Consider the following 11,889-nt stretch of genomic DNA (forward strand, 5'->3'; position numbering starts at 1 on the left):
CATGAATACCTATCCTACTATCATACCTGCACTGGATTTAATCGATGGCGCCGTTGTTCGATTACATCAAGGTGATTATGATCTCAAACGTGATTATGGCAATAACCCACTACTGAGATTACAAGATTATCAAAACCAAGGAGCCAAACTATTACATCTTGTTGATTTAACCGGCGCAAGAGATCCCAACGCTCGACAAATATCCTTAATTAAAACCTTAATTGCTGGTGTACAAGTTCCTGTTCAAGTTGGTGGTGGTATCCGTACAGAAGAGGATATCAAAGCCCTACTTGCCGCAGGCGCCACTCGAGTAGTCATCGGCTCAACAGCCATTAAACAACCTCAACTTGTTAAGCAATGGTTTAACACTTATGGTGCAGATACATTAGTGTTAGCGCTCGATATACGAATTGATGAGCAAGGTAACAAATATGTCGCTATTCATGGTTGGCAAGAGAATTCGAACCAAACACTTGAGCAGGTGATTGGCGATTATCTACCTTATGGTTTGAAACATGTGCTTTGTACCGATATATCTAAAGATGGGACACTTAGTGGTTCCAATGTCAAACTTTATCAAGAAATAAGTCAACAATTTCCACAAATCGCGTTTCAAGCATCGGGGGGAATCGGACAATTAACAGACGTACAAGCACTACAAGAAAGTGGTGTTGCCGGTGTGATTGTCGGTCGAGCATTGCTTGAAGGTAAATTTACAGTTCAGGAGGCAATTTCATGCTGGCAAAAAGGATAATCCCTTGTTTAGATGTTCGTGACGGTCAAGTGGTCAAAGGGGTACAGTTTCGCAATCATGAGATCATCGGCGATATTGTACCACTAGCAAAAAGATATGCTGAAGAAGGTGCTGACGAGTTGGTTTTTTATGACATAACAGCATCTTCTGACGGGCGTGTGGTCGATAAAAGTTGGGTTGCCAAAGTTGCAGAAGTGATTGATATTCCTTTTTGTGTGGCTGGTGGTATCAAAACCGTCGAAGATGCTGGGCAAATATTAAGTTTTGGTGCGGATAAGATATCAATTAACTCCCCTGCTTTAGCTAATCCCGATTTAATTACGGAATTAGCCAATTGTTATGGTGTGCAGTGTATTGTAGTTGGAATAGATACTTGGTACGACCAAGAAACTGACAACTACCATGTCTATCAATTTACGGGTGATGAAAAACGTACCGTTGCAACCAAATGGAATACCCTAGATTGGGTTAAGGAAGTACAGAAACGAGGCGCCGGTGAAATCGTACTCAATATGATGAATCAAGATGGCGTTCGTCATGGGTATGATCTTAAACAACTAAAAACGATACGCAAAGTTTGCCAAGTTCCATTAATTGCTTCAGGTGGTGCAGGCACAATGGCGCACTTTTTAGATGCTTTTCAAGATGCTGGTGTGGATGGTGCTTTGGCAGCGTCAGTATTTCATAAACAAATTATTAATATTGCAGAACTTAAACAGTATTTAGCTAACCACGGAGTAGAGATTCGATTATGTTAGTTTCCAATTCAGACAACCAATTAGACGCGAGTCAGCTTGATTGGCAAAAAGTGAATAACTTAATGCCTGTTATTATTCAATACTATGTTTCAGGTGATGTGTTAATGCTTGGCTACATGACGCCAGAAGCCCTTAAACAAACCCAAACTACTGGTAAAGTAACTTTCTATTCACGAACTAAAAATCGACTATGGACGAAAGGCGAAACCTCAGGACATTTTTTAAATGTAAAAAGCATTTCAACCGATTGTGATAACGATACCCTACTGATTTTAGTGGATCCAATTGGCGCTACGTGTCATACCGGTAGCAACAGTTGCTTTGCTAAGGCTAAAACGGAATGGGGGTTTTTATATGAATTAGAACAATTGCTTGCTGCACGTAAAAATGCCGATCCTCAGTCATCGTATACCGCAAAACTTTATCATGATGGCACCAAGCGTATAGCGCAAAAAGTGGGCGAAGAAGGCGTTGAAACCGCGCTGGCTGCCACCGTACATGACCGAGAAGAACTTAAAAATGAGTCAGCGGATCTGATCTATCATTTGTTAGTTTTATTACAAGATCAAAATCTGTCCCTTCAAGATGTTATCGGTATACTAAAAGCTAGACACAAATAAAACGATACAATAAAGTGCGAAAACCTCGCACTTTACTCAATATTTATTCGGAATAATTTACCAAATGTCAGTCATCAATGACCTAACAAATTGGCAATTTCACACCATTAAACATAGCTTGTACTTCAACATTGTTATCACAAAGAATCAGTCTATCAACCGTTTGTCTATTTAAATGGGGTGAAAATTGACTGATGAAATCGTACATATAGCTACGTAAAAAGAGTGACCGAGCAAAGGCAATATAAGTTGTACTATAAGGAAATATATGACCTGCATTAAGCACGACAAAATCGCTATCGATGTTTTCATTGACTGCCATTTTCGCTACAATGCCGACCCCAACACCCAATTTAACATAAGTTTTAATTAAATCCGCATCAGTTGTGCTAAATACAATATTGGGTAATTGTTTGGCATTAATAAACGCCTGATTTAAATCTGATCCATCATTAGAAAAATCATAGCTGACTAAAGGATATTTTGATAACTCTTCAATTGAAATCATATTACTTTTAGCCAAAGGATGATCCTTCATGACAATCACAGCTTGATTCCAATGGTAGCAAGGTAAAGCGATCATATCATCACTTAACTGCGAAAGATCGGTAATTATCGCAAAATCAGCTTGACCGGTTTGCGCTTGCAATAGACATTGTTGAGATGATCCTTGCTCCATGTGCAAAATAATATGAGGATACTGTTGCATAAACTTTTGGATGACAACTGGCAAGGTATAACGGGCTTGCGTATAGGTTGTTGTGATGGTTAAAGAACCTTGATTTGGCTGACTGAACTCTTTAGCAATGATTTTGATATCTTTCGATTTATTGAGGATTTCTTTAGCTAATGCAATGATTTTTTCGCCTACCGGTGTCACTTCTGAAAGATGTTTTCCTACACGGGTAAAAATTTGGACGCCTAATTCATCCTCTAATAATTTAATCTGTTTGCTTATACCAGGCTGCGATGTATAAAGTTTTTCGGAGGTTAGCGAAACATTGAGATCGTTGTTCACCACTTCGACAATATAACGTAATTGTTGCAATTTCATGACAAAGGCTCCTTTAACTCTATACACTTCCCTCTTGATTAATACGTATTAAAAAGAGGGAAATTATAAGGTAATTCCTTTCACACTTTAGCACAAACAAACACACGACTTTATACTAAAACGTATACTTAACCTGAATGATATTAACAATCATTCAGGCGTTCTTACCTATTTTTTACTATTGATCCATTTGCCGTCGACGTATTGCATTACCCAACCAGTTGATTTGCCATTTACTTCTGATGTGACATATTGCTGTTTGCTTTTACGACTAAAACGCACAATTGATGGGTTACCATCAGGATCTTTACTTGGTGCTTCAGTTAAATACATAAATTTTTCGGGTAAACGATCTTTAAAACGCTGTAACTCTTCAATCAATGGTGCACGTGTTTCCCTTGATTTTGGAAAATTGTGTGCAGCAAGGAAGATTCCCGATGCGCCATCACGTAGTACAAAGTGTGCATCTGACTTAGTACATTTAAGTTCAGGCAAATCGACCGGATCTTCTTTTGGCGGTGCAACATCACCATTTTTTAAAATCTTACGCGTATTTTTACAATCTGGATTGGTACATCCCATGTATAGACCAAAACGTCCTGATTTGAGATGCATTTCAGATCCACATTTTTCACATTCAATAATAGGGCCTTCATAGCTTTTGACTTTGAAGTTACCTTTTTCAACAAGCGATCCATCACAAATTGGATTATTACCACAAATATGCAGTTTTCGCTCATTATCAAGCAGATAACTATCCATTGCCGTGTGACATTTAGGACAACGCTTACGGGCTCTTAACGCATCAGTTTCGGCTGTTTCTGACTCTTCTAAAATATTTAGGGTTTCATGTTCAGGGATTAAGTTAATTGTTTGCTTACAACGCTCTTTAGGCGGTAATGCATAACCGGAACAAGCAAGGAACACCCCCGTTCCAGCCGTTTTAATGCCCATTTCACGTCCACAATTTGGACAGGTTATTTCTGGCGTTAAGACTAAAGGATTTAATTGCATTCCTCCTTTGTCTGGTGTTTGTTCAGCAATTTCCAAATGTTTACTAAAATCACTAAAAAACTGATCGAGTACTTCTCGCCATTCTTGTTTTTTATTGGCAATTTCATCCAGTGCATCTTCCATGCGTGCCGTGAAATCATAGCTCATAAGATCATTAAAATTCTCATTTAAGCGATCTGTAACAATTTCACCAATCTTTTCAGCATAAAAACGACGATTATCTAAACGTACATAGCCCCGATCTTGAATAGTTGAAATGATCGTTGCATAAGTTGATGGTCGTCCTATTTCACGCTTTTCAAGCTCTTTTACTAATGACGCTTCATTATAACGTGCAGGTGGTTTAGTAAAGTGTTGATTCGGATTTAAGCTAATTAAATCCAATTTATCATTAACATTAACCGCCGGTAAAATTTTATCGTCACTATTTTTTGATAATTGAGGTTGCACTTTTGTCCAACCATCAAAGCGTAATGTACGTCCCTTCGCTTTTAAAATAAAATCTCCCGCTTTTACGGTGATTGTGGTGGAATTGTATTCGGCAGCGGTCATTTGACAAGCAACAAACTGTCGCCAAATAAGTTGATAGAGTTTGCACGCATCAGCGTCAACATCGCTAAGCTTATCAGCCAGTATTGTTACATCTGATGGACGAATGGCTTCATGCGCCTCTTGCGAATTCTTTTTACTGCTGTAAACATTAGCAGATTTTGGCAGGTATTTATCCCCAAAATTCTGACCAATATAATCACGCACCATAGTCAATGCATCTTGACTTAAATTGGTTGAATCCGTACGCATATAGGTGATGTAACCTGCTTCATAAAGACGCTGAGCTAACATCATCGTCTTTTTAACACCAAACCCTAAACGGGTACTTGCTGCTTGTTGCAAAGTGGAAGTAATAAAAGGTGCTGTCGGATTGCTTTTGGTTGGTTTTTCTTCAATATTGGTAACATGGTACTGGCTTTTATTAAGTTCAGCCAATGCAATATCGATCGCTACTTTATCTTTTGGCTCAAATGCTTCATTTTTATAATGTGTCACTTGTAACGTTAATTGCGCTTTATTCTGCGTCATTAAATCAGCATACAGATCCCAATACTCTTCGGGAATAAAGGCATGAATTTCACGCTCACGTTCAACGACAAGTCTAACAGCAACCGATTGGACACGCCCCGCAGATAAACCTCGAGCCACTTTTTTCCAAAGTAATGGCGAAAGCATAAAGCCCACAACCCGATCCATAAAGCGACGAGCCTGCTGAGCATTTACCCGATCCATATCTAACATAGATGGTTTATTAAATGCATTTTTAATGGCTGTTTTCGTAATTTCGTTAAATACTACACGACGGTACTTATTGTCATCGCCACCAATCACATCTTTTAAATGCCAGGCGATAGCTTCCCCTTCTCTATCCAAGTCGGTTGCGAGGTAAATCATATCGGCATCTTTAGCCAATTTTTTAAGTTCTGATACAACACGTTCCTTACCGGGTAGAATCTCATAATGTGCTTTCCAACCATGATAAGGATCTACGCTCATGCGACTGACTAACGCTTCTTTTTCTGAGCGTTTTACTTTCTTCTCGGCTTTATCTTTAGTCGTTTTCTCAGCGCGTTGGCTACTACCACTAACGGGTAAATCTCGAATATGCCCCACACTTGATTTTACAACATACTCTTTGCCAAGATATTTATTAATTGTTTTTGCTTTAGCTGGTGATTCCACAATAACAAGGGATTTTCCCATAATTAAACCTATTTATCCTGTAGTTTGTGTTATTTACTGTTACGCTTTACATCAAGAAGTGACAGTAAATCATCTTTAATTGTTGATACTTTTGTCGCATATTGTTCTTTTTGCTCAGCATCTTCAATTAGTTGCGTAATGGTTTGTGACAACGTACAACCACGGCGTTTAGCTAAATTCGCTAAGCGTTGCCAAACTAAAAATTCCAAATCGATGGACTTCTTCCGTGTATATTGTTGTTCTGCGTTAAAATGTCGTTTTCGTTTTGCCCGTATAGTCTGCTTCATGCGATTATCTAAATCGGGATTCAAATGCGATTTTATCCAATCAACAACGCTTGTTGGATTATGTTCTAACAGTAATAATTCATTTACGGCATGTTGAGCAGCACTTTTTTCAATATAGCGAGTTATTGGCTCGCCCTCTAGATGTTTTTTTACTAAATAGTGCCACTTCCAACCACATTCAAGGTTTTCGAGTTGTTGATATTTCATTTGTTCACCTTGTGACGCTGTAACTATAGAGATTATATGTAGCATAATCGTTTTACACAATAAAGAAAATTATTGCATTTGACAAATTTTTTATAAATCTGGTATCGTTCACCTTTTATATCGTTCTTTATTTAAGGAATCAAAAATAATGGTTAAAGCTGATGTTATTTATATTAATGGCTATATTTATACAGCAGATAAAAAAGATACAGTTTGTGAAGCGATAGCAATCAAAAATGGTTACATAATAGCAACAGGCTCCACAGATGAAATAAATAGCCATCACTATGTTGATAATGATACAGCAATTTACGATCTTCATGGTAAAACGATGATGCCGGGGATAATCGACTCACACCTTCATACTTTTTGGGGTGGCATGCAATTGACATCATGTAATTTGAATTATCAAAGTTTAACCGTTGAGGATACTTTAGCAATTATTCAAAAACACTTGGATAAAGACAGTCAGAATAATAGCACACAATGGCTACAAGTTCGAGGCTGGTTAAGGCAAGAAGTTTTACCAATTGGTACCGATATTACCCGCTTCGATCTGGATAAACTCAATACTCAGCGACCGGTAATCCTTTTTTCTAACGATTGTCATACGTTAGTTGCTAATAGTATTGCGTTGCAAAAATTTGGTTTGGATAGAAACACACCCGAACCGACAGATGGAAAAATTGGCAGAACACAAGACGGTGAACTTAATGGCATTTTAGAAGATGCACCGGCTATGCGAGCTTTTGATAGCATATCAAAATTGACGGAAGAACAAGCCGCACATATTGCTAAATTAGCACAAGCAGAATTAAACAAACAAGGCGTAACAGCCGTGATGGACGCACGGATAACTGAAACGCAAGCCGATGCCTTTTTGAAGTTGCAACAGCAAGATCAACTTACCATTCGGTTATTTGGTGCACGAGAGTTACCGCCAGATGATGTGACATCCATTGAAGCTATTCCGGCATTACTCGAAAAAGTTAAACAGTTTGCAAACCGTTATGATGATAAAAATTGGCAACCTAAGCCCGGTATTAAAATTTCACATACTAAACTGTTTGTTGACGGGGTAATGCAAGCACCATTAATGACAGCAAGACTATTGCAACCTTATCAGCTTGAAGATGAAAAAGATCGTTATGGTGATTTGTACTATTCAACTGAGATGCTAAATGCTTTAATTTTAGAGTCCTCTCGTGCCGGTTTTCATCCTCATATGCATACTGTTGGTGAAGGTGCCATTGAAGTAGTGCTTGATGCAATCGAAAAAATGCGCCAAGCATTACCAGATGCTGATATCCGCCCTAGCACAGCGCACAATGAACTTAGTGCTGCGCATCAATATGCAAGGTATAAGCAATTAAATGCTTGTGTAGTGTTTTCATTCCAATGGGCAGGCTGTAGCGACGCCATGGTTAAACAATACCAAACACTATTTGGCGAAAAACGCTATTACGGTTTAGAAGCCCACGGGCAATATATCGATGCAGGCGTCAACTGCGCCTTTGGAAGCGATTGGCCAATTGATCCATTAAATGAATGGTATGATTTTCAAATAGCCATGACCCGACAAATTGATGCACAGCACCCACGTTTAAACAGTGACCGTAATTTAACCGTGTCTGAAGTTTTACGTTGCGCAACCATCGGTGCTGCTTATGTGCTAAAACAAGATGAGTATATTGGCTCAATTGAAAAAGGTAAATTTGCTGATTTGATCATCTTAGATCGCAATCCATTTACCATTCCAGCAACCGATATGCAAAATGTGAAAGTGTTAACGACTATTGTTGGTGGTAAAACAGTTTATCAACAAGACTCGTAAAAACTATAGCTTTAGATAGATTGTTTAAAAAATAGAGCCAACCTAACTGTTGGCTTTTTTTTTGTTTAGTCATTGCGTCTTTATCGTTTATATGAATAATAGGTACGTTAGCTGATAAGCAAGCTGTTCCCCACCTAGAACGGATAATTAGTTTCTTGTTAGATTTAATAATTTAATTACTATATACATTAGCAATCAGTACTGAAAGTAAGAATAATGGTAAATGCTTTGGTTGCATATCTGTAACAAGGAAAATCAAAATTACTTTTTATTCAAATTTTCTTACATTTTAAAACATTCATCCAAAATATTACTGTTAATAGAAAAGCTTTAAACAATAATTTTCCTAAAAATATTTTTTTCACTACTTTATATCAAATCCACAATAATCTCTTTTTCTCCAATTTAAAATACAATATATTTTATGAACAAATTACCTTGGCTTTTTCAATTTTTTATCCTTCTATGCTTATCTATAATAGAACGCTGAACCTAAATATAGGTCACGCCTACGAGTTTAAATAACCTATTTTTATTAAGATTTGTTTAGAAATAATTCATATTGAATGATCTAATTCAAAATTTGCATAATTTAATGTCAATATAATAAAAATTAACTTGCATAATTATAATAATATGGGAGAATTCCCTGCCGCTTTTAGCGGGTAAAAAGGCAAAACTATACTTAGTAGTTTTTTATTGTTTTTTGGGACAGAGGAGCAAAGTTAGTCATGTCCGCAATAAAAATGAAACGAGTTTTAACCACACCTGCATTGATTGCATTTGGTTTAGCTTATATGGTTCCTTTGGGGATCTTTACCACTTATGGGGAAGTCACTGTTACAAGTAATGGACACTTACCTATAGCCTACATCATTACCCTTGCCATGATCTTTTTCACAGCATTGAGCTATTGCCGTATGGCCAATAAGCTACCAATTGCTGGTTCAGCCTATTCGTATGTACAACGTACTTTTGGTGGAAAAGTCGGTTTTTTGGTTGGTTGGGCTCAAATTTTAGATTACCTTTTTTTACCAATTTTAAATTATTTGGTTTTAGGTATTTATTTAAACGAAGCGTTTCCAGCGATTCCTGCACCCGTATTTGTTTTAGGATCTTTAATTGGTGTAAGTTTACTCAATTATTTGGGAATTAAACTAATTAATTCGGTTAATTTCACTTTGATCATCATTCAAATGATTTTTATCGGTTTATTTATCTTTTTGACATTTACAAACGTTAATTTAACGCCTGATGCTATGATGAAACCATTATCAGTTAATGCTGGCGATTTTAGCGGATTACTATCTGGCGCAGCAATATTATGTTTGGCTTTTTTAGGGTTTGATGCTATTGCGACATTAGCTGAAGAATCGAATGATGCCCAAAAATCGCTACCAAGAGCAATTATTTGGACTGTCCTTATTGCTGGATGTATCTTTTTAGTCGTTTCTTATTGTGCTCATTTAGCTTATCCAAATTGGACTGATTTTGCAGAGAATAAAGATACCGCAAGTTTAGAAGTTGTTCGTCGTGTGGGCGATATTAGCCGATTAGGTGGAGAATTTATGTATAACTTCTTCCAAGCGGCTTATTTAACAGGTGTGTTTGCCTCTGCAATGACTGCACAAACCAGTGTTTCACGAATCTTCTATGCAATGGGTCGTGAAGGCGTATTACCAAAGCAGATCTTTTATCGTATCCACCCTCGTTTCAGAACACCTTATTTATCTATAATATTTGTAGCATGTTTTTCATTATTATCGTTGGTGTTAAGTTTAACATTGGTCGTTTCAATGATTAGCTTTGGGGCGTTAGTCGCATTTACTTTTGTCAATTTATGTGTAATTAAAAGCTATTTAGGTGAAGGTCAAACCAAAACATTCGCGTTAATCATCAAATATGGTCTTTTACCGGCAATTGGTGTTTTACTTTCTTTGTGGTTGTGGACTAGTTTAGATGCGACAGCTATGGTAGTTGGTTTAATTTGGCTCGCTATTGGATTTTTCTATCTGATATATTTAACTAAGGGTTTTACAAAATTATTGCCATCTATTGATCCACACGAATTAAATTCAATCATCAAAGATTAGCTTAATTTTATTAAATAGTTCTACTTAAAAGTATTCAGTTCTCGCCCTTTTAAAACCATTCCGTCGACCTAAGTCGACGGAATAGATATGTTTATAACATTCTGTTTTGATAAAGATTTGTCAATTATTCACCAAAACCAGTAGCAAATAATTCGCGGATTTCATCCATTGCAGCTTGCTCGTCTTCTCCATCACAGATGATTTCAACAGTTGAACCACCTTTTACACCTGCTCCAAGCAACCCCATCATACTTTTTAGTTTAATCGCTTTGTCGTTATAAACAAGCTCAATTGATGATTTATAGCGACCGGCTAATTTAACTAATGCCGTTACTGGGCGCGCATGAAGACCGGTTGAATTTTTTACTACCATTTGCTCTTTTAACATACTAAGTCCTTCTTTCTATCTTAAGTTAATACAATACCTAGTATTTATATCATAAAATAATCTGTTTTGCTCATTTTTAGATATAAATTTTTATAATTTATACAAAGCTTTTTATTAATTTAAACTTAATACTATTTTATGCCCAATAATATCTAACTACATGAAAAAAAACAGGCGCTGCAAAACAGATTGAATCGAAACGATCAAGTACACCACCATGTCCGCCAATTAGGTTACCCCAATCTTTTACCCCCCTATCACGCTTTATGGCAGACATAACTAATCCGCCAAAAAATCCTAGCAAGGTGATCATGAGTGAAATTAAACCAGCTTGAATAAGACTAAATGGCGTAATCCAAAACAGACAACTACCAATAAAACTGGCTGTAATTATGCCACCAATAAATCCTTCCACTGTTTTGGATGGTGAGAGATTTGGGCTAATTTTATGTTTACCAAATAATTTACCAAAGACATACTGCAAAACATCTGACATTTGAACAACTAACACCAAAAAAGCAATAAGTAATAAATTTCGGTCGTGATAGTTATCAATTTGGAGTGACAATAAGGCAGGTACACAAGAGATATTATATACGGTGATGACTAATCCCCATTGTACTTCGGCCGTTCTGTCTAAGAATTTAAATGAGGATCCGGTCACTGTGGCTAAAATAGAAAGAATTAAAAAACCGTATACTGGAATGAATATGCTAAATAGACCATACCATGAAACAGCGACTAAAATATATTGCGCCGGCAACGCTATTCCGAAAGCAAATATTAAAACGTAATAATCATATCGGCTAATACTGGTCAGATTAAGAAACTCGCGTAATGCTAAACCCGATACCACGAAAAATAAAAAAATGACGGCTAATTTTCCGATCAAAAAAGCAGTACCTAAAATTGCCACCATGACCCACCACGCATTAATGCGAGTATTTAAATTATCAATAACGCGATTAGGGGATCGAATTCGATATTTTAACGTGAGACCAATTAACGACGCAACGATTAAAAATAGAGTAACGCCCAAAAATAACAATAAAGTATGGTATTGATAGTTAGACATCTATTTCCTCAAATTGCTGATTTTTTAATACTTTAAAAATGAATGTTGAA

The 11,889-nt window shown here is 36.9% G+C and carries 10 protein-coding genes; 5 read left to right on the top strand and 5 right to left on the bottom strand.

Annotated features, from left to right (window positions below):
• The first annotated feature begins 1 nt into the window (after position 1).
• The 3 genes from hisA to hisIE are packed head-to-tail and all read left to right on the top strand — an operon-like array spanning position 2 to position 2,132.
• Positions 2 to 754 carry a 1-(5-phosphoribosyl)-5-[(5-phosphoribosylamino)methylideneamino]imidazole-4-carboxamide isomerase gene (hisA, locus tag ACGH46_RS05520; protein ID WP_411604632.1) on the top strand — a complete coding sequence of 251 codons (753 nt, stop codon included), beginning with the start codon at positions 2 to 4 and terminating at the stop codon, positions 752 to 754.
• Positions 736 to 1,512 carry an imidazole glycerol phosphate synthase subunit HisF gene (gene hisF, locus ACGH46_RS05525; protein ID WP_267380329.1) on the top strand — a complete coding sequence of 259 codons (777 nt, stop codon included), beginning with the start codon at positions 736 to 738 and terminating at the stop codon, positions 1,510 to 1,512. The genes hisA and hisF overlap by 19 nt, the downstream gene beginning before the upstream one ends.
• A complete protein-coding gene (gene hisIE / locus ACGH46_RS05530) occupies positions 1,506 to 2,132 on the top strand; it encodes a bifunctional phosphoribosyl-AMP cyclohydrolase/phosphoribosyl-ATP diphosphatase HisIE (RefSeq protein ID WP_411604635.1) in 627 nt (208 codons plus the stop codon). The genes hisF and hisIE overlap by 7 nt, the downstream gene beginning before the upstream one ends.
• 82 nt (positions 2,133 to 2,214) lie before the next feature.
• Here hisIE and cysB read toward each other — a convergent pair whose 3' ends face one another.
• The 3 genes from cysB to matP all read right to left on the bottom strand — a co-directional run bounded on the left by cysB (position 2,215) and on the right by matP (position 6,449).
• Positions 2,215 to 3,186: an HTH-type transcriptional regulator CysB gene (gene cysB / locus ACGH46_RS05535; protein ID WP_065558285.1), complete on the bottom strand. Its 972-nt coding sequence runs from the start codon at positions 3,184 to 3,186 to the stop codon at positions 2,215 to 2,217.
• A gap of 168 nt (positions 3,187 to 3,354) precedes the next feature.
• Positions 3,355 to 5,955, bottom strand: a complete 2,601-nt coding sequence (gene topA / locus ACGH46_RS05540) for a type I DNA topoisomerase (protein WP_267359913.1) — start codon at positions 5,953 to 5,955, stop codon at positions 3,355 to 3,357.
• A 29-nt stretch (positions 5,956 to 5,984) separates the two neighbouring features.
• Entirely contained in the window at positions 5,985 to 6,449 is a 465-nt protein-coding gene (gene matP, locus ACGH46_RS05545) for a macrodomain Ter protein MatP (protein WP_220215114.1), read from the bottom strand.
• Positions 6,450 to 6,597: 148 nt separating this feature from the next.
• Between matP and ACGH46_RS05550 the strand changes: the two genes are divergently transcribed.
• Together ACGH46_RS05550 and ACGH46_RS05555 are read left to right on the top strand one after the other, a co-directional pair.
• Entirely contained in the window at positions 6,598 to 8,283 is a 1,686-nt protein-coding gene (locus ACGH46_RS05550; protein ID WP_411604637.1) for an amidohydrolase, read from the top strand.
• A gap of 731 nt (positions 8,284 to 9,014) precedes the next feature.
• Positions 9,015 to 10,376 carry an APC family permease gene (locus ACGH46_RS05555; RefSeq protein ID WP_411604639.1) on the top strand — a complete coding sequence of 454 codons (1,362 nt, stop codon included), beginning with the start codon at positions 9,015 to 9,017 and terminating at the stop codon, positions 10,374 to 10,376.
• A 124-nt stretch (positions 10,377 to 10,500) separates the two neighbouring features.
• Here ACGH46_RS05555 and ACGH46_RS05560 read toward each other — a convergent pair whose 3' ends face one another.
• Both ACGH46_RS05560 and ACGH46_RS05565 read right to left on the bottom strand, forming a co-directional pair.
• Positions 10,501 to 10,764, bottom strand: a complete 264-nt coding sequence (locus ACGH46_RS05560; protein WP_065558280.1) for an HPr family phosphocarrier protein — start codon at positions 10,762 to 10,764, stop codon at positions 10,501 to 10,503.
• 136 nt (positions 10,765 to 10,900) lie between these two features.
• Positions 10,901 to 11,839 carry a phosphatidate cytidylyltransferase gene (locus ACGH46_RS05565; protein ID WP_411604642.1) on the bottom strand — a complete coding sequence of 313 codons (939 nt, stop codon included), beginning with the start codon at positions 11,837 to 11,839 and terminating at the stop codon, positions 10,901 to 10,903.
• Between the last annotated feature and the right edge of the window lie 50 nt (positions 11,840 to 11,889).

The sequence above is a fragment of the Gilliamella sp. CG22 genome (genome assembly GCF_046635725.1).
Lineage (GTDB): Bacteria > Pseudomonadota > Gammaproteobacteria > Enterobacterales > Orbaceae > Gilliamella > Gilliamella apicola_I.